Annotated in this window: 15 protein-coding genes and 1 tRNA gene; 6 read left to right on the top strand and 10 right to left on the bottom strand. The window is 68.4% G+C overall.

What is annotated here, in order from left to right; all coding sequences use genetic code 11:
• Positions 1–105 precede the first annotated feature (105 nt).
• A complete protein-coding gene (locus tag K7G19_RS12310; protein ID WP_149316962.1) occupies positions 106–804 on the bottom strand; it encodes a pirin family protein in 699 nt (232 codons plus the stop codon).
• Positions 805–954: 150 nt separating this feature from the next.
• On the opposite strand from K7G19_RS12310, the gene K7G19_RS12305 reads away from it, so the two are divergent.
• Entirely contained in the window at positions 955–1,878 is a 924-nt protein-coding gene (locus tag K7G19_RS12305; protein ID WP_149316961.1) for a LysR family transcriptional regulator, read from the top strand.
• Between the two features lie 126 nt (positions 1,879–2,004).
• A complete protein-coding gene (gene gluQRS / locus K7G19_RS12300) occupies positions 2,005–2,925 on the top strand; it encodes a tRNA glutamyl-Q(34) synthetase GluQRS (protein WP_226107480.1) in 921 nt (306 codons plus the stop codon).
• Between the two features lie 74 nt (positions 2,926–2,999).
• Here the strand turns inward: gluQRS and K7G19_RS12295 are convergent, their stop codons facing one another.
• A complete protein-coding gene (locus tag K7G19_RS12295) occupies positions 3,000–4,499 on the bottom strand; it encodes a DEAD/DEAH box helicase (protein WP_149316959.1) in 1,500 nt (499 codons plus the stop codon).
• 298 nt (positions 4,500–4,797) lie between these two features.
• Positions 4,798–5,793 carry a LysR substrate-binding domain-containing protein gene (locus K7G19_RS12290; RefSeq protein WP_226107478.1) on the bottom strand — a complete coding sequence of 332 codons (996 nt, stop codon included), beginning with the start codon at positions 5,791–5,793 and terminating at the stop codon, positions 4,798–4,800.
• 166 nt (positions 5,794–5,959) lie between these two features.
• On the opposite strand from K7G19_RS12290, the gene K7G19_RS12285 reads away from it, so the two are divergent.
• Positions 5,960–7,405, top strand: a complete 1,446-nt coding sequence (locus K7G19_RS12285) for a D-serine ammonia-lyase (protein ID WP_226107476.1) — start codon at positions 5,960–5,962, stop codon at positions 7,403–7,405.
• Positions 7,406–7,612: 207 nt separating this feature from the next.
• On the opposite strand, the gene K7G19_RS12280 is transcribed toward K7G19_RS12285, so the two are convergent.
• Positions 7,613–8,611, bottom strand: coding sequence for a tripartite tricarboxylate transporter substrate binding protein (locus K7G19_RS12280; RefSeq protein WP_149316957.1), 999 nt, complete (start codon positions 8,609–8,611; stop codon positions 7,613–7,615).
• Between the two features lie 308 nt (positions 8,612–8,919).
• Positions 8,920–10,638, bottom strand: a complete 1,719-nt coding sequence (locus tag K7G19_RS12275; RefSeq protein ID WP_226107474.1) for an acyl CoA:acetate/3-ketoacid CoA transferase — start codon at positions 10,636–10,638, stop codon at positions 8,920–8,922.
• Between the two features lie 237 nt (positions 10,639–10,875).
• Here K7G19_RS12275 and K7G19_RS12270 point away from each other — a divergent pair, with 237 nt between their 5' ends.
• The 3 genes from K7G19_RS12270 to K7G19_RS12260 all read left to right on the top strand — a co-directional run bounded on the left by K7G19_RS12270 (position 10,876) and on the right by K7G19_RS12260 (position 13,801).
• Entirely contained in the window at positions 10,876–11,661 is a 786-nt protein-coding gene (locus tag K7G19_RS12270) for an IclR family transcriptional regulator C-terminal domain-containing protein (RefSeq protein ID WP_149316955.1), read from the top strand.
• A gap of 326 nt (positions 11,662–11,987) precedes the next feature.
• Positions 11,988–12,944 carry a LysR family transcriptional regulator gene (locus K7G19_RS12265; protein ID WP_226107472.1) on the top strand — a complete coding sequence of 319 codons (957 nt, stop codon included), beginning with the start codon at positions 11,988–11,990 and terminating at the stop codon, positions 12,942–12,944.
• Between the two features lie 170 nt (positions 12,945–13,114).
• Positions 13,115–13,801, top strand: a complete 687-nt coding sequence (locus K7G19_RS12260) for a hydrolase (RefSeq protein ID WP_226107470.1) — start codon at positions 13,115–13,117, stop codon at positions 13,799–13,801.
• A 61-nt stretch (positions 13,802–13,862) separates the two neighbouring features.
• Here K7G19_RS12260 and K7G19_RS12255 read toward each other — a convergent pair whose 3' ends face one another.
• The 5 genes from K7G19_RS12255 to rpoD all read right to left on the bottom strand — a co-directional run bounded on the left by K7G19_RS12255 (position 13,863) and on the right by rpoD (position 20,410).
• Positions 13,863–16,268, bottom strand: a complete 2,406-nt coding sequence (locus tag K7G19_RS12255; RefSeq protein WP_226107468.1) for a DNA polymerase II — start codon at positions 16,266–16,268, stop codon at positions 13,863–13,865.
• A 280-nt stretch (positions 16,269–16,548) separates the two neighbouring features.
• Positions 16,549–17,223, bottom strand: coding sequence for a type II CAAX prenyl endopeptidase Rce1 family protein (locus tag K7G19_RS12250; protein ID WP_226107466.1), 675 nt, complete (start codon positions 17,221–17,223; stop codon positions 16,549–16,551).
• A gap of 113 nt (positions 17,224–17,336) precedes the next feature.
• On the bottom strand, positions 17,337–17,555 hold the full coding sequence (locus K7G19_RS12245) for a KTSC domain-containing protein (protein ID WP_226107464.1): 219 nt from the start codon (positions 17,553–17,555) through the stop codon (positions 17,337–17,339).
• 135 nt (positions 17,556–17,690) lie between these two features.
• Positions 17,691–17,769, bottom strand: a tRNA-Ile gene (locus K7G19_RS12240).
• A 61-nt stretch (positions 17,770–17,830) separates the two neighbouring features.
• The gene (gene rpoD / locus K7G19_RS12235; protein ID WP_226107462.1) at positions 17,831–20,410 is read right to left on the bottom strand and encodes an RNA polymerase sigma factor RpoD; all 2,580 of its coding nucleotides are present in this window, start codon (positions 20,408–20,410) and stop codon (positions 17,831–17,833) included.
• Positions 20,411–20,551 lie beyond the last annotated feature (141 nt).

Raw genomic sequence — 20,551 nt, 5'->3', positions numbered from 1 at the left:
GCCTGCCGTCATCCCGCCGCCCCCGCGCATGCGGGCGCGCGGCGGCCTGACGGCACAGGGATGAGTCAGCGGGTCCCCGCTTTCGCGGGGACGACGCCTTGCATGTCACGGCAGGTCGAACACCAGCACCTCGGCGCCATCGCCTTGCGCCAGGCTGACCGCATCGACGCCTTCGAGCTTCGCGGCATCGCCGGCCTCCAGCGCCTGGCCGTTGACCGTGATGGCGCCGCGGGCGACATGCACATAGGCGCGCCGTCCCCGGGCCAGCGCCAGCGTGGCGGCCTCGTCGCCATCGAACAGGCCGGCGTAGAGACGCACGTCCTGATGGATCCGCACCGAGCCGTCGGCCCCGTCGCGGCTGCCGACCAGGCGCAGCCGGCCGCGCTTGTCGGCAGCGTCGAAATGCTTCTCCTCGTAGCCCGGCTCGATGCCGTTGCGGTCCGGCACGATCCAGATCTGCAGGAAATGCGTGGTGTCGTGCGCCGCGTGGTTGTACTCGGAGTGCCGCACGCCGGTGCCGGCGCTCATCCGCTGCACGTCGCCGGGGCGGATCACGCTGCCGTTGCCGATGCTGTCCTTGTGCGCCAGTTCGCCGGACAGCACATAGCTGATGATCTCCATGTCCCGGTGGCCGTGCGTGCCGAAGCCCATGCCGGGCGCGACGCGGTCTTCGTTGATGACCCGCAGCGGCCCGAACTGCACATGGCGCGGATCGAAGTAATCGGCGAACGAGAAGCTGTGATACGACTGGAGCCAACCATGGTCGGCATAACCACGTTCTGCGGACTTGCGAATTTCAATCATTTTGATGTCCTTCCTGGCTAGTGGTCCTCGGCTTCATCCTCCCGGACTTGCATATGGACCGTCTGTTCTGCAACGATGCTAGGAAGTTTAGGACGCCTGCGCTATATTGGCGGCGGGCCATTTGCAAGCACTCATTCAGAATTTCTGAATATGCCACTCTCTCTCGAATCCCTGGAAGTTCTCGACGCGATCGAACGCAAGGGCAGCTTCGCGGCCGCCGCGCATGAAATGGGCAAGGTGCCGTCGGCGCTCACCTATGTGGTGCGCCGGCTGGAGGAAGACCTCGACGTGCTGCTGTTCGATCGGCGCCGCCACCGTGCCGAGCTGACCCCGGCCGGCCGCGCGCTGCTCGACGAGGGCCGCCACCTGCTGCACGCGGCCGACGACCTGGCGCGCCGGGTCAAGCGCCTGGCCACCGGCTGGGAGGCCAGCCTCAATATCGTGGTCGACGACCTGATCAATTTCCGCGCGCTGCTGCCGGTGATCCAGGACTTCTACGCGGAGAACAGCGCCACGCGGCTGCGCTTCGCCAAGGAGGTGCTGGGCGGCTCCTGGGACGCGCTGGTCAGCAACCGCGCCGACCTGGTGATCGGCGGCGCCTACGACGCGCCCAGCACGCAGGGCTTCCAGATCCGCTCGCTCGGCGCGATGCCGTTCGTGTTCGCGGTCGCCGCTCACCATCCGCTCGCCACCGAGCCCGGCCCGCTGACCAGCACGCAGATTGCCCGCCACCGCATCGTCGCGGTCGGCGACACCTCGCGCAATCTGCCGGCGCGCACGCATGGCGTGCTGGCCGGGCAGGACATGCTGGTGGTGCCGACCATGCGCGACAAGCTCGATGCGCAGATCCGCGGCCTGGGCTGCGGCTGGCTGCCGGCGCCGATGGCGCAGCCGCATATCGAGAGCGGCGTGCTGCAGGTACGCGAGACCGTCGAGGTGCGCGCGCCGGGCACCTTCACCATCGCCTGGCGCACCAGCCATCGCGGCAAGGCGCTGCAATGGTGGACCGACAAGCTGCAGAATCCCCGGCTGGCGCAGGCGCTGCTGTCGCAACAACCGGGCGCGCCGGAGTAGCCGGACATGACAGCAGTACCGGGGCAGACCGATCAGCCATCGGATCGTCGGCCGTCAGAACCCCGGCCCGCCGGCCGTCGGTCGTCCGATCTTCAGCCGTCCGATCTTCCGCCGTCCGACCGTCAGTTGCCGGATAGCCGGCCGCGAGATGGCCGGCCGTCAGATCCACCCTACCGCGGCCGCTTCGCCCCCTCCCCCACCGGGCCGCTGCATCTGGGCTCGTTGGTCACCGCGCTGGCAAGCTGGCTCGACGCGCGCGCCCATCGCGGCCGGTGGCTGGTGCGCATCGAGGACATCGACTATCCCCGCTGCGTGCGCGACGCCGACCGCCAGATCCTGCAGACGCTCGACCGCCTGGGCCTGCATCCGGACGAGGAGCCGGTCTGGCAGAGCCGGCGGGAGGCGCTGTACGCCGACGCGCTGCACCGGCTCGAGGCGGCCGGGCTGGTCTATCCCTGCGGCTGCTCGCGCAAGGAGATCGCCGACTCGCTGCGGCACGTGCGCGAGCGCCATCAGACCCTGGCCTATCCCGGCACCTGCCGCAACGGCCTGCACGGCAAGCTGCCGCGCGCCTGGCGCGTGCGCGTGCCGGACGGCGAGGCGGCGCTGCTGTGTTTCGACGATCGCTGGCAGGGCCGGCAATGCCAGGACCTGGCCACCGAGCTGGGCGACTTCGTGCTGCGCCGGGCCGATGGCCTATGGGCGTATCAACTGGCGGTGGTGGTCGACGACGGGCTGCAGGGCATCACGCATATCGTGCGCGGCGCCGACCTGCTGGATTCGACGCCGCGGCAGATTCATCTGCAGCGGCTGCTGGGGTTGCCGACGCCGGCCTATCTGCATGTGCCGGTGGTGGTCAACGAGATCGGGGAGAAACTGAGCAAGCAGACCGGCGCCGAAGCGGTCGACGCGCTCGCGCCGCTGGACGCGCTGCGCGCGGCCGGCGCGCATCTGGACTTGCGCAGCGGCCGCACCGATGTGGAGGGCTGGCTGGCCGAGGCGACGGCGCAGTGGGCCGCGAGGTGGGTGACACCGGCGGCCAGTTAGGGAACCGCGCCGTCGTCAGGCGGCGCGTCGTGACGAAACGCTTCGCCGGGAAGCGCCCGGAAGGCGAGCAGGATTCAGGACTTGCGCGGCACGCCGCCGAGCAGCGCGGCGACGGGGCGCTTCGGCCGGGCGCGTGCCAGGCCGACCTGGCGCGGATCGAGCGTCGGCTCTGCAGGCGCCGACGATGCGCTCGGGCTAGGCTCGTAGGGCCGCGAGAAGAAGGGATCGTCGGCCGGCCGGAAGGCGTTGCGCGCATTGCCGTGATCGGTCTTGCGCGGACGGTCCTCGCTGTCGGCGCGCGGGCGGCGCGGTTCGCTCGAGCGGCCGCGGCGGCGGTCGTCATCGGCGGCACGGAAGCGCGCAGCCGCCGGATCGAAGCCCTCGAGCTGCGCCCGCGGAATCTGCCGCTTCAGCATCTTCTCGATATCGGCCAGCAGGCGCTCGTCGCCCGGCACGAAGATCGACAGCGCGTCGCCGGTGGCACCCGCACGGCCGGTACGGCCGATCCGGTGCACATAGTCCTCGGCGTTGAACGGCAGATCGAAGTTGATCACGCAGGGCATGTCGGCGATGTCGAGGCCGCGCGCGGCGACGTCGGTCGCAACGAGCGCGTCGATGTTGCCCTGCTTGAAGCCTTCCAGCGTCTGCATCCGCTCGGTCTGGGTCTTGTCGCCGTGGATCGCGGCGGCATTGATGCCCTCGCGCTCCAGATGGCGCGCCAGGCGCGAGCAGCCGATCTTGCTGTTGACGAAGACGATGCACTGGCGCGACAGGCCCTGTTCGGCGCGCTGCTTCAGCAGATGCACCACGGCCTCCTGTTTCTGGCCGTCCTGCACCTGGTACACGGTCTGGCGCACGTTCTCGTTGGCCGAATTGCTGCGCGCCACTTCGATCGTCACCGGCTGGTGCAGATAGCTGGCCGCCAGCTTCTTGATCTCGGGCGAGAAGGTCGCGGAGAACAGCAGCGTCTGGCGCTTGGCCGGCAGCAGGTTGATGATGCGCTGCAGGTCCGGCAGGAAGCCCATGTCGAGCATGCGGTCGGCTTCGTCCAGCACCAGCATCTGCACCTGCGACAGGTTGACCGACTTCTGCTGCACGTGGTCGAGCAGGCGGCCCGGGGTCGCGACCAGGATCTCGACGCCGCGCCGCAGCGCGTCGGTCTGCGGATTCATGTCGACGCCGCCGAACACCACGGTGCTGCGCAGGTCGGTGTGGCGCGCATAGCGGGCCACGTTGTCGTAGACCTGGTCGGCCAGTTCGCGCGTCGGCGTCAGCATCAGCGCGCGCACCGGGTGCCGCGCCGGCGAGGCGCTGGCGTTGGCCAGCGGCAGCAGGCGCTGGATGATCGGCAGCGCGAAGCCCGCGGTCTTGCCGGTGCCGGTCTGCGCCGCGCCCATCACGTCCTTGCCCAGCAGCACCACCGGGATCGCCTGCGCCTGGATCGGCGTCGGCTTGGTATAGCCCTGCTCGGTCAGCGCCCGCAGCACGCGCGGGTCGAGCCCGAAGCTGTCGAAGGTGATGTCGTCGGTGGAAGTCGGTACAGCAGTGGTGTTCGTGTTCGTGGTGGTGGTCATGGTATGGGTGTCTGGCGAAGGCGAACCCGGCGCCAGCGGACACGCATCGATCGAACGCAATGGAACTGGCGGAAGCCGCGCAGCACTTGGCCTGGGCGGCAAGGGCGGAGTGGGGCTGTGGGGTCGGCACCGCATTCCGGCGCCGATTTCGAGGCCCCTGCCGCGTCGAGATCGGCAACATCTGGCAAGCCGATCAATAGCGCTACAGAATCAAAGACTTAGATTCTACAACAGCGGGCAGGTGCGGGGTAGTGCGGCGCTCGGGAGTGTGGTACGGGCGCTCCCTGGCCTCGGCAAGCTATCGGGGGCGCCGCGGCGGTGGCCGGCGCCTCTTGCCCGGCGCGGCGGCCCGCGTCAGCCACAGCGTCCGTGCCGCGCGAAAGCGCGCCCCCTCGGCCTCCAGCCAGCTTTCGATGGCAGCCACCTCCGGGCTCTGGCCGTGAGCCGAGACGAAGTAGTAGGCGGCCTGGCTGGGCAGATGCAGGCCGAACAGGTCGACCAGCCGGCCGGCCTGCAGGTCTTCCAGCACCAGCGCGGTCCGCCCCATCGCGACGCCCTGCCCCGCCAGCGCCGCGCCGATCGCCAGCTGCGACAGGTTGAAGCGCTGGCCCTGCGCCAGGTCCGGCACCGTGACGCCGGCCTGCTCCAGCCACGCGCCCCATTCGTCGAATTCTCCGGCGCCGTCCCAGGGGCTGGCGTCGTGCAGCAGCAGCTCGCCGCGCAGGTCGGCCGGCGAACGCAGCTCCGGATGCGCGGCGACGAAGGCGGGGCTGGCCACCGGCAGCAGCCATTCGTCGAGGAAGCGCCGCGCGTGCACGTCGCGGTAGGCACCCGGATCGAAGCGCACCGCCGCGTCGATGCCCTCGCGCAGCATCCGGCCGCGGTCCAGCGCCTGGAATTCGCCCTGCACGCGCAGGCCGATATCGGCATGGTCGCGGAAGAAGCTGCCCAGCCGCGGCGTCAGCCAGCGCATCGCGAACGAGGGGGAACAGGACAGTGACACCGGCCCCATCTCGCCGCGGCGGCGCAACTGGCCCAGCGCGCCTTCGATCGCTTCGAAGGAATCGCGCAGCACCACGCGCAGCCGCTCGCCCTCGGGCGTCGGCACCAGCGCGCGCGGTGTGCGCACGAACAGCGGGCGTCCCAGCCATTGCTCCAGGTGCTTGACCTGCTGACTGACCGCGCCCTGGGTCACGCACAGCTCGCCGGCGGCACGGGTGAAGCTGTGGTGGCGCGCCGCCGCCTCGAAGCAGCGCAGCCAGGCAAGGAGGGAGGCGGAGAGCGTCGTGGTCATCGTTGTCATTAGTGCAGCTAATGCATGGCGCAGCAGGAATGGTTTGCCGGAATCGGTGGTTGCGCGAACAATGCGGGAAAAGCGCCCGCGCAAGGTCGGCCTGCCTGACACCCGAAGAACGACGCCAACTGTTTTACAACCGCACAGCAGCCGCGCTCCCGCACCGATGACCGAAGTGAACAACTCCAGCCCCAACTCGACGTTTTCCCCGCCCGAAAACACCGGTTCCGCCCCGGCGGCAAGCGCGGCGGCTCCCGCGGCCGATGCCGCGCTGCTGGCGGCGCTCGGCGCGGCCCGGCCCTGCCTGTGGACCAACCCGCTGCTGGCGCCGCAAACCCCGGCGGCAGTCCGCACGGGCGAGAAGGACATTAGTCTAGCTGATGTCCATGCAGCCCACGCCCGCTTCCCGCGTTTCGCCCCGCTGCTGCAGCGGCTGTTTCCGGAGCTGGCGGACAGCGCCGGCGCCATCGAATCGCCGGTGCTGCCGGCCGCCGCGCTGGCGCCCGCCATTGGCTTGCCTTCCGGCAGCGGCGCGCTGTGGATCAAGGCCGATCACAGCCTGCCGGTGGCCGGTTCGATCAAGGCCCGCGGCGGCATCCACGAGGTGCTGGAATTCGCCGAAGGACTGGCGCTGCAACACGGACTGGTCACCAAGGATGCGAGCCCCGACGACTATCGCCGGCTGGCCGAACCGACGGCGCGCGCGGTCTTCTCTCGCTACCAGGTCGCGGTGGGCTCGACCGGCAATCTGGGCCTGAGCATCGGCGTGATGGCGTCTGCGCTGGGCTTTCGCGCGGTGGTGCACATGTCGGCCGACGCCAAGGCGTGGAAGAAGGACCGGCTGCGCTCGCGCGGCGTCGAGGTGATCGAGCACGCGGGCGACTACCAGCAGGCGGTGGCCGCCGGCCGTGCCCAAGCGCAGCAGGACCCCTTCTGCCATTTCGTCGACGACGAGCGGTCGCTGTCGCTGCTGCTCGGCTACAGCGCCGCGGTGTTGCGGCTCGACGCGCAGTTGCGCGAGCACGGCATCGCGCCCGACGCGAAGCGTCCGTTGTTCGTCTATCTGCCTTGCGGGGTCGGCGGCGCGCCGGCCGGCATCGCCTTCGGCCTGAAGCAGCTGTACGGGCCGCACGCGCATTGCTTCTTCGCCGAGCCGACGCAGTCGCCCTGCTTCCTGGTGCAGATGATCGGCGCCGAGGTCAACGGCGCCGGCGGCAATCCTTCGGTCTACGACTACGGGCTCAGCAATCGCACCGAGGCCGACGGCCTGGCTGTGCCGCGCGCCTCCGAGCTGGCCGCGGCGGCGATGCGCGAACTGCTGTCGGGGGTCTATACCGTGGCGGACGAACAGCTGTTCCGCGACCTGTATCTGGCCAAGCGGGATGCCGGCATCGAGATCGAACCGTCGGCGGCCGCCGGCTTCAGCGGCCCCGCGATGCTGACGGGCACCGAGGCCGGGCAGGCCTATCTGGCCCGCCATGGCTTGACGGAGGCGATGCCCACCGCCACGCATCTGGTCTGGACCACCGGCGGGCTGTTCGTTCCCCCCGAGGAATACCGGCGCTTTCTCGCGCGCGGCGAGGCGCTGGCGACTTCGCCGGCACGGCAGTAGGCGCACCCGAGCGGGCCGCGTTCGACGGCGGCCATCGAGCGGAGCCACCGACCGCAGTCATCCAGCGCAGTCGTCGAGCGCCGACATCTACGGCAGCCACCGACGCCCGCCACAAAGAGCAAGGGCCGGCGACCATACGATCGCCAGCCCTCACCCTACCCCGCTAAGAAGGCAAGCCACGGTGCGCCCATGACGGGCGCGGGCGTATCAGTCGCCCTTGATGCCGTTGTCCTGGATGACCTTGCCCCACTTCTTGTCGTCGGCGCGCATGCGTGCGGCCAACTGTTCCGGCGGCATATAGGCCGCCACCGTGCCCGCGCCCAGCATCTTCTGCTGGACGGTCGGATCGGCCAGCGCGGCCTTCAGCTCGGCCGACAGCTTCGCGATGATGTCCTTCGGCGTGCCGGCCGGCGCCAGCAGGCCGCCCCAGGCGGTCGCCTCGAAGCCCGGGAAGCCCTGCTCGGCCACGGTCTTGACCTCGGGCGTGAAGCTGACGCGCTTGGCCGAGCCCACCGCGATCGGACGCAGCTTGCCGGCCTTGATGTGCGGCAGCGCGGCGATCATGTCGGAGAACATCATCGGCACCTGGCCGGCGAGCAGATCCGAGATCGCCGGCGCGCTGCCCTTGTACGGCACGTGCTGCACGTCGAAGCTGCCCAGGTTCTGCAGCAGCTCGGTCGACAGATGGCCGAAGCTGCCGTTGCCGGCGCTGGTGTAGTTCATCTCGCCCGGCTTGGCCTTGGCCTTGGCGATGTACTGCTGCAGCGTGGTCACGTCGGGCAGCGCGTTCGGATTGACCACCATCACGATCGGCAGATCGTAGGCGGCGCCGATGGGCGCGAAGTCCTTGAACAGGTCGTAGCCCTTGCGGTTGATCAGGTGCGGCGCGATCAGCGTGGGCGTGGCCAGCACCAGCAGCGTGTAGCCGTCCGGTGCGCTCTTGGCCACGGTCTCGGCGCCGATGGTGCCGGAGGCGCCGGGGCGGTTGTCGACCACCACGGGCTGCTTCAGCGAATCGCTGAGCTTCTGCCCGATGATGCGCGCGGCGGTATCGGTCGGGCCGCCCGGCGGGAACGGCACCACCAGCCGGATCGGCTTGGAGGGATAGCTGTCGGCGAACGCCTGGGTGGCGCACAGCGGCAGGGAAAGGGTCAGCATGGCGGCGCCGAGGCGGCGCGCGAAGGTACGGCGGCTTGTGTTCTGCATGGCAACAAGAGAAACGTCATCCGAAATCGGCGCGGTCCGCGTCGGGCGCGCCGGCGAAACAGGCAACTCTCGGCGACTCGCGGGGCAGTCCATGGCCCGTGGAGCGCAAATCGATCCCGTCATTTCCAGTCGAAACAAGGCGTGGTTGGTCTCCTTGGCGTACTGCGTGGCCGGTGGTCCGGCCTTGTCGTTGTTGTGGAGGAAGGGCGGGCGGTGCTCCGCCCCGCGAAATCTTCGGGCTGCCGGCGAGCATCGGGCGTCGGCGGGTGTCGGCTCGCCTCGGCCCGCGTCGGCCGCGCCGGCCCGCGTCAGCCCGCCGTGGCGATCGAGAACGGCCCCGGCCGGAACAGGCAGGCATCCATCGTGCGCAGATCCGGCGCGACCGCGATCGGCGTCGCGCACTGCGCCAGCACATCGCGCTGCAGGTCCACGCCGGGCGCGATCTCGATCAGCGTCAGGCGCGCTTCGCCATTCGCATCGGCTCGCATCTCGAACACCGCTCGCTCGGTGATGTACAGCACCGGCACGCCCAGCGAGGCCACGTACGGCCCGTTGAAGCTCAGGTGCGAGACCTCGGGAACGATCTTCTTCACGCGTCCCTCGCGCGCGATCTGCAGCTGGCCGCCTTCGGCGCGGACCTCGAGCCCGCCCGCCGTCAGCGTGCCCATGAAGACCACCGCCTTGGCGCTCTGCGTGATGTTGATGAAGCCGCCGACGCCGGCGATCAGCGCCTGCGTGCCCTCGCCGAACTTGCTGACGTTGACGTTGCCGTGGCCGTCGAGCTCGGCGAGACCAAGGATGGCCAGGTCGATGCCGCCGCCCTCGTAGAAATCGAATTGCGCGGGCTGGTCGATCACCGCCTCGGGATAGGCCGACGCGCCGAAGCTCAGGCCGTCGGCCGGCGTGCCGCCGATCGGGCCGGCCTCGACCGTCAGCGTGAAGCCGTCCAGCCCCGCCTGCTCGGCCAGCATGCCGACCGCCGCCGGCATGCCGACGCCTAGATTGACCACGCGCGGCCGGCGCCTGGCCAGCTCCAGCACCGCACGGCGCTGCGCGATGGTGCGGGCGTCGAGTGTTGGGGGCGCGGGATCGATGTCGGGCACAACATCGGCATCGGGCACAACATCGGCATCGGGCGCGACGCCGGCTTTGGCAACCGCACCGGCCTCGGCAGTCGCCGCCTGCTGCGCCGCCGCCTTGCCGCGCCACGGCGTCACGTAGGCCGGATTGAAGCGCTCGGCGAAGGTCATCTGATGATGGGCCGGATCCTCGCTGACCACCACGTAGTCGACCAGGATGCCCGGCACATGGATGGCCTGCAGATTGTCGTGATGGTCGACCAGCTGCTCGACCTGCGCGATCACGATGCCGCCGGAGTTGTGCGCGGCCTGCGCCATCGCCAGCAGCTCGTGGTGGAAGGCTTCGCGATGCGTGCTCAGGTTGCCGCGCGGATCGGCCGCGGTGCAGCGGATCAGCGCGCAATGGATCGGGAAGCTTGGATAGAACAGGTAGTCGTCGCCGCGGAAGGACACCGCCTCGACCCAGTTGGCGCGGCCCTCGGCGATCGCCTCGCGGGCGCGCCGGTTGACGGCGCCGCCGTGGTAGCGCGGATCGCGCTCGCTGCGCGGATCGACGAAGGTGTGCAGGCCGATTTTTGTCATCACGCCGGGCTTGCCGCCGGCGATCGCGCGGTACAGGTGCGTCAGCACGCCCTGCGGCAGGTTGTAGCCCTCGCACTGCTCGGCCATTGCCAGATCCGCCAGCCGCGTCGCGGAGCGCCAGTGGCCGCCGACGATCGACGCGGTCATGCCGGCATTGCCGAAATGATTGACGCCGCGTGCGCCGCGATCGCCCTGCCCGGCCGAGTAGACCAGCGTCAGGTCGCGCGGCAGGCCGCTCTGCAGGAAGCGCCGCTCCAGCGCCTCGGTCACCGCCTCGGCATGGCCGGCCCCGACGAAGCCGGCGCTTGCCACCGTCCATCGGTCCTGTACCAGGGCCGCCGCCTGGTCTGCGGTGATCACCTTCATGCTGTCTCCTGATGCTGCGGCGCGCGGGGCGCCGCTGTCGCCGTCGGCGCCCGGCATCGGAGCGCGCTTGTCGGCGGAATATTGCGGTTCGCGTTTTGCGAACATTTGTTCGCGGATCGCCGTATCATACGGACGACTGGCCGATTCGCGCAAGCCCGAAGTCGGCACTAGAATCGCCGCAATTCCATTTCGACGTATATTTCACGTCACTTCAACGCTCGATCCAGGACGCTCTCCATGCCCGAAGCCGAGGCCCCGACGCAGAAAAAGGATGAGTTGCTCGACTCCCTGAACAAGGGGCTGGCGCTGCTGCGGCTGTTCGCCAGCGGCGTCGAGAGCCTGTCGATGCAGGACGTGGCCGACCGCCTCGATGTCACGCGGGCAGCGGCGCGCCGGCTGCTGTTGACGCTTCACCACAACGGTTATCTGGCGCAGAACGGCCGGCAGTTCTCGTTGACCCCTCGGGTGATGGAGCTCGGCTACGCCTATTTCGCCTCGATGAGCCTGCCGCGGCTGGCGCAGCCGCATCTGCGCGCGCTCGCGAGCCGCTGCGGCGAGACCTGTTCGATCGGCATGCTGGACGACGACGCCGTCGTGCTGGTCGCGCGGGAAGAGCCGCGCCAGATCCTGCGCGTGGACATGGCGATCGGGCGGCGCATGCCGGCCTACGCGCATTCGCTCGGACGCGTGCTGCTGGCGGGCCTCGATGACGCGGCGCTGGAGCGCTACCTCGCGCACGCCGAGCTGCGCAAGCTGACGCCGTTCACCATCGATTCGCGCGAGGCGCTGCGCGCCACGCTGGCGCAGGTGCGCGAGGACGGCCATTGCGTGCTGGTCAGCGAGCTGGTCGACGGCTTCGCCGGCATCTCGGTGCCGCTGCGCGACCAGACCGGCAAGGTGGTCGCCGGCCTGGGCTTCAGCATGGTGCTCGGCAGCCGCAGTGCCGCCACGCTGGTCGAGCGCTATCTGTCGCCGCTGCGCGAGGTCGCCGCGGCGATCGAGGCGGTACTGCGCGCCCGCTGAGCCCAAACCCCGCCCCGTTCGGGCAGGCCCAGGGCGCAAACAAAAAAAGCCCCGCAAGCCGGGGAGCTGCGGGGCATCAGTGGTAGCGGGGTCGAATTGCATTCGCACCCACGGGCGCTATCTTGCTCAAGGATTGTCCGAAGCACATCACCCGAACGTAGGGCGCGATGGCGTTGCCGCTCACGAGAGGCGGCATTCGGCGTGTGCGCGGCCGACAAAACGCACACCGGCCAGACACCGGGCGCGCGACACAGCCGAGGAGCGCAAAGCCATCTTCGCTACCATGCAGCCTTCGAAGACGACAAGAACTGGCAAGGGACCGCGCCATGGAACTCAGACAACTGCGCTACTTCGTCACCGTGGTGCAGCACGGCAGCATGGGCAAGGCGGCGCTCGAACTGGGCGTCGTCACCTCGGCCCTGAGCCAGCAGATCAGCCGCCTCGAGAGCGAGCTGTCGACGCGGCTGCTGCAGCGGACCTCCAGCGGCGTGGTGCCCACCGATGCCGGCCTCGCGTTCTGGCGGCAGGCTCAGCTGGCGCTGCGGCATATCGACGATGCCGCCGAGGCGGCCAGGCATGCGCGGCTGTCCGGCCATGTCAGCGTCGGCCTGGCGCCGACCACGGCAAGCGTGCTGGGCCTGCCCTTCATGCGCGCGATGGCCGAGCGCTACCCCGACGTGCGGCTGCGCATGGTCGAAAGCCTGTCGGGCTATCTCGCCTCGATGCTGAACGCACGCCAGATCGATCTGGCGATGCTGTTCAATGACGAGCCGGCGCAACGCTGGACCGTGCAGCCGCTGCTCGACGAACGCCTGTTCGTGATCGGCGTGAGATCGCTCGCCGGCATGCCCGACGGCGAAGGCGTCGCCATGGCATCGCTGGCGGGGCTGCCGCTGGTGCTGCCAAGCGGCACGCACGGCCTGCGCGCGCTGGTGACGAGCTGCTTCCACGATGCCAAGGCGCAGCCGCGCATCGTCGCCGAGGTCGATGGACTCGCGGTGCTGATGGACGCGGTGCAAGGGGGCCTGGGCGCGACGATCCAGCCCGGCGCGGCGCTGGCCCGCACCCACAGCGACCAGCTCGCCAGCGTGCCGCTGCTCGACGAGCGCGCGAGCCGGCCAAACCTGCTGGTCAGCCTGAACGACGATGAGCTGTCGCCCGCCGCGCTGGCCGCGCGCGTGGTGCTGACCGATGTCGCGCGCACGCTGGTGCGCGAGGGGAAATGGCCCGGAGCCACGCTGCGCGTCGGCACGGCGCACGATGCCGAGGCCGCAGCGGGCTGAAAAACGGCCACCCCTATAATTCAAAATTATTGAATAACTGTTTCGCAAATAGCCCCATTCTGCGACTCCATTGGTCCGTATAGTTCACTCCATCGCAGCAATAAACCGATAAAAAAACGGCAACACAGCGCGCCGCGATGAATTCAACCAATTTGACCAAAGGAACCACCATGTCGAACCCGAAGCTCGAAGTCCTGACCCCGCAAAACAGCCAGCTGATCATCATCGACCACCAGCCGCAGATGGCCTTCGGCGTGCAGTCGATGGACCGCCAGTTGATGAAGAACAATGTGGTGGGCCTGGCCAAGGCCGCCAAGATCTTCGGGATTCCGACCATCATCACCACGGTCGAGAGCGAATCGTTTTCGGGCTACACCTATCCCGAGCTGCTCGATGTGTTCCCGAACCAGAAGACGCTCGAACGCACCTCGATGAATTCGTGGGACGACCAGAAGGTGCGCGACGCGCTGAAGGCCAACGGCCGCAGGAAGGTGGTCGTGGCCGGCCTGTGGACCGAGGTCTGCAATACCACGTTCGCGCTGAGCGCGATGCTCGAGGGCGACTACGAGATCTACATGGTCGCCGACGCCTCGGGCGGCACCACCAAGGAAGCGCACGACTACGCGATGCAGCGCATGATCCAGGCCGGCGTGGTGCCGGTGACCTGGCAGCAGGTCGCGCTGGAATGGCAACGCGACTGGGCGCGCCGCGACACCTACGACGCCGTGATCGGCCTGGCGCAGGAACATTCGGGCGCCTACGGCATGGGCATCGACTACGCCTACACGATGGTCCACAAGGCCGCGCAGCGCACCGCCACGCCGCACGAGTCGATCGCTCCGGTGGCGGCGAACTGAACGCCCGCCTGAACGCCCACCTGAACGCGACACGGAACGCGATCCATGGACGCGCCGGCGACTAGAACAGCCCCAGCTGCCGGCTGACCACGTTGTCGAAGGCGTCGCCGACGAAGGGCAGGATCGCGTCGGCGACCGGCTGCAGCTGCCGGCTCAGGTAGTGGTCGTAGTCGATCGGGGCCCGGCGGACCTCCAGCGGTTCCGGCCCCGCGATCGTCATCACGTACTGGATCCACGCGCCCTGCCGGTATTGCAGCGGCCGGCCCCGCTCGCGATTGAAGTCGTCGGCCACGCGCGCCGCCCGCACATGCGGCGGCACATTGCGCTGGTAGTCGTCGAGCTGCCGGCGCAGGCGCTTGCGATAGACCAGCAGCGCATCGAGCTCGCCGCGCAGCAGCCTGGCGACGTACTCGCGCACATAGTCCGCATACGGCTCGTCCTGGAAGACGCGCCGATACAGCTCCTGCTGAAAGGCCTGCGCCAGCGGCGACCAGTCCGTGCGCACCGCCTCCAGCCCCTTGAACACCATCTGCTCGCTGCCGTCCGCGCCGCGCACCAGGCCGGCATAGCGCTTCTTGCTGCCGTCCTCGGCGCCGCGCACGGTCGGCATCAGGAAGCGCCGGTAGTGGGTCTCGTACTGGATCTCCAGCGCGCTGTCGAGCCCGTAGGCGTCGCGCAGGTGCTCGCGCCACCAGTCGTTGATGTGCGCGACCAGCTCGCCCCCGATGCGGTCCGCCTCCTCGTCGGCGTGGCGGCGGCCCAGCGCGACGAAAGTCGAATCGGTATCGCCGTAGATCACCGTATAGCCGCGCCCCTCGACCAGCTCGCGCGTCCTGCGCATGATCTCGTGGCCGCGCATCGTGATCGACGAGGCCAGCCGCGCATCGAAGAAGCGGCAGCCGGTCGAGCCCAGCACGCCGTAGAACGCGTTCATGATGATCTTCAGCGCCTGCGACAGCGGCTTGTTGCCGTCGCGCTTGGCGGCGTCGCGCCCCTGCCAGATCTCGGCGACGATGGCCGGCAGCGCGTGGCTGTCGCGCGAGAAGCGCGCGCCGCGAAAGCCCGGCACGGTCTGCGCCGGATCGGCGCTGTGCATGCCCTCCACCAGCCCGACCGGATCGATCAGGAAGGTGCGGATGATCGACGGATACAGGCTCTTGTAGTCGAGCACCAGCACCGAGTCGTACAGCCCCGGGCGCGAATCCATCACGAAGCCGCCGGGACTGGCCTCTTCCGGCTGGTCGCCCAGGTTCGGCGCGACATAGCCGAGCCGATGCATGCGCGGCAGATACAGATGCGTGAAGGCCGCCACCGAGCCGCCGCTGCGATCGGCCTCGAGGCCGGTGACGGTGGCGCGGTCCAGCAGGAACTGCAGCAGCTCGGCCTTGTGGAAGATGCGCGTGACCAGCTCGCAGTCCTTCAGGTTGTAGCGCGCCAGCGCCGCCTTGTCGGTGGCGAACATGCGGTCGATCGCATCCATCCGGTCGTACGGATCGTCGATGTCCTTGCCCTCGCCGAGCAGCGAGCGGGCGACGAATTCCAGGCTGAACGAGGCGAAGCTCCAGGTCGCCGATCGCATCGCCTCGATGCCGTCGATGATCAGGCGTCCGGGCAGCGCGGCGAAGTAGTGATGCTCGCGCGTGCCGTGCTGGCGCCATTCGAGCGGCGCGCCGCCGCGGCCCAGGCGCAGCGGCACCTTCAACTGCTCGGCATGCTGGCGCAGCACGCGCAGGTCGAACTGCACCAGGTTCCAGCCGATGATCGCGTCGGGGTCGTGGCGGTCGAACCAGGCGATCAGCCGGTGCAGCATGTCGGCCGGGTTGTCGCAGTATTCGAGGTGGAAATCGACGCCGGGATCGAGGCGGGGATCGACGCGGGAATCCTGCGTGCCGGCATCGCTGCCGGTCGGCGGACCGAGCATCAGCACCGTGCGATCGCCGCAGCCTTCCAGCGCGATCGAATAGAGATCGCCCTGCATGCTGGTCTCGATATCCAGCGACACGCAGCGCAGCTGGGGGCGATAGCTGGCGGCGGGCCGGATCTGCACGTCGACCAGGGCGCCGTCCCCGTCCGGCCGCCCGGAGAACTGCACCGGCGCGGTGATGAAGCGCTCCATCAGATAGCGCTCGGGCGGACGGATGTCGGCCTCGTAGACATCGATGCCGGCCTGCCGCAGCGTCTTCTCGATGCGCAGCAGTTGCCTGTACTGACGGCAATAGACGCCGGTGACGGGACGCAGCCGGAAGTCCTTCAGCGCCAGCGGCTTGAGCTGAACCTGGGGCTCGCCGCGCAGCAAGGCATCGGCGCGCGGCTGCTGTTCCTCGGGAATGAAGGCGACGCACGGCTGCGGCGGCAAGCGCAGGCGCCGCGGACCGTCATCGGTGGCCAACCAGATTTCGATCTCGGTGCCGGCCGGCGTGTCGCGCCAATGGCGGGTCAGGATGAAGCCGTGCTGCGGCGGGACCACGGTGGGGGGGGTGTCGGGGAAGGGTCGGAATCTGGACGTCGCCGGCGCATGCGGCCGGGGATCGGCGGCGAGTCTAACATGCGGCCTCGCCGGTCGAGGGACGCTGACCTGCCGCTCACCTGCCGCTCACCTGCCGCTCACCCCCCGCTCACCCCCCGCTCACCCCCCGCTCACCCGCCGCTCACCCGCCGCTCGGCTGCCGCTCACCCCCCGCTCACCCGCCGCTCGCCCGCCGCTTACCTGCCTCTTACCTGCCTCTTACCTGCCGCTTACCTGCCGCTTACCCGCCGACCATCGCGGCCAGCGTCAGGTGCGCCACGACATGGGCGACGATCGCCGCTTCCAGGCCGTAGCGCCAGAACAGGAAGCCCGCGATCACGCCGAAGGCCGCGTTGGCCCCGGTCAGATGCAGCACCACCGGCCACGCCAGCGGTCCGGCCAAGCCTGCCGCGGCGGGCAGATGCGCGAGCCCGAACACCACGGCGCTGAGCGCGATCGCGATCCAGAACAGCCCCGCGCCGGGGTTGGCGGCACCGCGTCGGAATACGCGCCACAGCGCCCACACCAGCAGGCTCATCAGTCCCCATCGGACCAGGACTTCCTCGGTCACGCCGCCGTACAGCAGCCGCACGGCCAGTGGCATCGTCGCGCCGTGAATCGGCGCCGCCGCTTGCGGCGCGGTCGCGATCAAACCCCACAGCAATACGCCGGCAAGCAGGCCCCCTATCAAGCCCGGCAAGCACTGCGGACGCAACGCGCCCCACGGCGCCCGGCCCGCCGCCAGCTCGGCCATGGCCTGCGCCCGCAGCCCGGCCTTGCCGGCGAGCCGGGCACCGGCGAAGGCCGCCAGCGCGAGCAACAGCGCGCTCTGCACGCCGCTGGCCACGCCCACCACCCACATCGGCACGGGAAGGACCTGGTGCTGCAGCAGCACCGGCACCCCCAGCCATGCCATGGCGATCACGCCGGGAAGGCCGGCACACCAGGTGAGGAGAAACAGGCGGCGGTTCAGGGTTCGCTGAGCGGTCCGCTCGGGGATTGGCTTCGTGTCGATCGCTTGGGTCTGCATCATGGTTCGTGGATGGACTCGTATTCGTAGGCGCCCAGGATGTAGTCGTTGAAGTATCCGCCCTTGGAGTCGGCGTCCATGAAATCGCGGTACACGCTGGCCGGGACGTCGAGATAGTGGTAGAGCTTGCCGCTGACGAACTCGATGCCGAGCACGCGCTTGCGGTAGTCGTAGCCGATGGCGGCCACGACGGACGATTCGACGGGATCGAAGTACATGGCTGTCGTTCTCATCCGGTGCCGAAGGCAGTGCTCAAGCCAGTGCTCAGGCCAGTGCTGAAACCAATGACGGAGCCGATGCCGGAGCACCAACAAAAAGGGGTTACGTTTGCACGTAACCCCTTTTTACTACAGTGGTGGGCCTCCCGTGAGTCGAACACGGCACCAATGGATTATGAGTCCACTGCTCTAACCAGGCATGAGCTAGAGGCCCCAAAAACCGATCCCAATAGCCGCCGCACCATGGATGCTTGCCGGCCATCAGGGCAGTTCTATCAGCTGCCTTCCAGGAAGCTCTTCAGCTTGTCGGAGCGGCTCGGGTGGCGCAGCTTGCGCAGTGCCTTGGCCTCGATCTGACGGATCCGTTCACGCGTGACGTCGAACTGCTTGCCGACCTCTTCCAGCGTGTGGTCGGTGCTCATTTCGATGCCGAAGCGCATGCGCAGCACCTTGGCTTCGCGCGGCGTCAGCGAATCGAGCACGTCCTTGACCACGTCGCGCATCGAGCCGTGCAGCGCGGCCTCGGCGGGCGCCAGCGTGTTGGTGTCCTCGATGAAGTCGCCCAGATGGGAATCGTCGTCGTCGCCGATCGGCGTTTCCATGGAGATCGGCTCCTTGGCGATCTTCATGATCTTGCGGATCTTGTCCTCGGGCATCTCCATCTTCTCGGCCAGCGTCGCCGGATCCGGCTCGTTGCCGGTTTCCTGCAGGATCTGGCGCGAGATGCGGTTCATCTTGTTGATCGTTTCGATCATGTGCACCGGGATACGGATGGTGCGCGCCTGATCGGCGATCGAACGCGTGATGGCCTGACGGATCCACCAGGTCGCGTAGGTCGAGAACTTGTAGCCGCGGCGATATTCGAACTTGTCCACCGCCTTCATCAGGCCGATGTTGCCTTCCTGGATCAGGTCCAGGAACTGCAGGCCGCGGTTGGTGTACTTCTTGGCGATCGAGATCACCAGACGCAGGTTGGCCTCGGTCATCTCGCGCTTGGCCTCGCGGGCGCGCTTCTCGCCCTCGGACATCTTGCGGTTGACTTCCTTGAGTTCCTTCAGCGGCAGCACCACGCGCGCCTGCAGGTCGATCAGCTTCTGCTGCAGCTCGTGCACGGCCGGCACGTTGCGCTCGACGATCGTGCTGTACGGCTTGTTGTCGGCGACGACCGTGTGGATCCAGTCCAGGTTGGTCTCGTTGCCCGGGAAGCGGGCCACGAAGTCGGCGCGCGGCATGCCGCACTTGTCGACCACGATGTTCAGGATCGCGCGTTCGAGCTTGCGCACTTCGTCGACCTGGCCGCGCAGCGTGTCGCACAGGCGCTCGACGTTGCGCGCGGTGAAACGGATACCCATCAGTTCGTTCTGGATGGCTTCCTGCGCCTTGATGTAAGGCTTGGACTTGTAGCCTTCCTTCTCGAAGGCGCGGCGCATCTTGTCGAACTGGTCGGCGATCACGCGGAATTTTTCCAGCGCGGCCACCTTGAGCTCTTCCAGCTGGCGTGCCGAGGCACCGCCGCCGGCGGCGTCGTCGTCCTCGTCCTCGTCGGCTTCCTCGTCGTCCGATTCGAGTTCCTCGTCGTCGGAGGCCGCGGCGGCCGCCGGCGTCACGCCGACTTCCTCGACCGCCTCTTCGGCGTTCGGATCGATCAGGCCGTCGACGAACTCGTCGATCTTGATCTCGTCATTGGCGACGCGCTCGGCGTGCGCCAGGATTTCCGAGATCGTGACCGGGCAGGCCGAGATGGCCATCACCATGTCCTTCAGGCCGGCCTCGATCCGCTTGGCGATCTCGATTTCGCCTTCGCGGGTCAGCAGCTCGACGGTACCCATTTCGCGCATGTACATGCGGACCGGGTCGGTGGTGCGGCCAAATTCGGAGTCGACCGTCGACAGCGCGGCTTCGGCCTCTTCCTCGGCTTCTTCCTCGCTGGTGGCGGACGGGGCATTGTCGTTGAGCAGCAGCGTCTCGGCGTCGGGCGCCTGCTCGTAGACGGCGATGCCGATGTCATTCAGCGTCGCAACCAGGGTGTCGATCGTTTCCGAATCGACCATGTCGTCCGGCAGGTGATCGTTGATCTCGGCGTAGGTCAGGTAGCCGCGCGACTTGCCCAGCTTGATCAGCGCCTTGAGCTTCTGGCGGCGCGCCTCGAGCTCTTCCTCGGTGCCCTGCTGGGCCGAGGCGAACTCCTTGAGCAGCGCCTTTTCCTTGGCCTTGCGGTCCTTGGCTTTCTGCTTCTCGGTCTTCGGAGCGGCCGCCGGCGCGGCGGCACGCGTGTCGTCTTCGTAAAGCTCGTCGTTCACGTCGTCAGTATGGCTTTCGTCTTGCAGCATCTCGGCCTTGGGCTTGCGGCCGCGCTTCTTGGGCTCCGGCGCGACGGCCGCAGCGGGACGCTGGGATGCTACGGGTGCGGAGGTGGCGGCGCGCGCCTTGGACGCCGCCGCGGTCGCGCCGGACTTGGCGCTGGCGGTCTTGGCGCCGGCGGCTGCCGTTCGCTTGCTCTCGACTTCGGTGTTCTGCTGTTTCGCCACGGGGATACTCTTGCCTTTAACAGGTTCGGACGCGGCACGTTTGCCGCCCGCTGTTGCCGTATGCGCGCTTGCGCTCGCGCTTGCATTGGCGTTCTTGCCGCTCTCGCGTGCCGAAGTCGAGGGCTGTTTCTCGGATGCGCGGGTTCTGGTGGGTGTCGTCGTTGCGGCCGCCTTGGCGGGACGCGCTGACTTGGCTGGCGCAGACCTGGCTTGCGTCGCAGATCGCGTGGCGGGCTTTTCCGCCGCGGTCGCTTGTGTCGACGCCTTGCCGCTCCCCGCTCGGGGAGCCTTAGTGGAAACCTTTTCGGTTGCTTTGGCCTTTGCCATTGGCACGCTCACTTTCACCAGAACTGGAGAGAAAGATTTCGCAATCCAAACCGGCTATTGTAGCACGTCCCCACTAGCCGGCCTTCCCGACAGGTGAGGTTTTCACCTGAAAAATCAAGGCTTAAGCCCAAAATCGATGGA

This window comes from Cupriavidus sp. DB3, from assembly GCF_020418465.1.
Taxonomy (GTDB): domain Bacteria; phylum Pseudomonadota; class Gammaproteobacteria; order Burkholderiales; family Burkholderiaceae; genus Cupriavidus; species Cupriavidus cauae.
The sequence above is the reverse complement of the archived record's forward strand: the minus strand, read 5'-3'. Positions and strand labels throughout refer to the sequence as shown.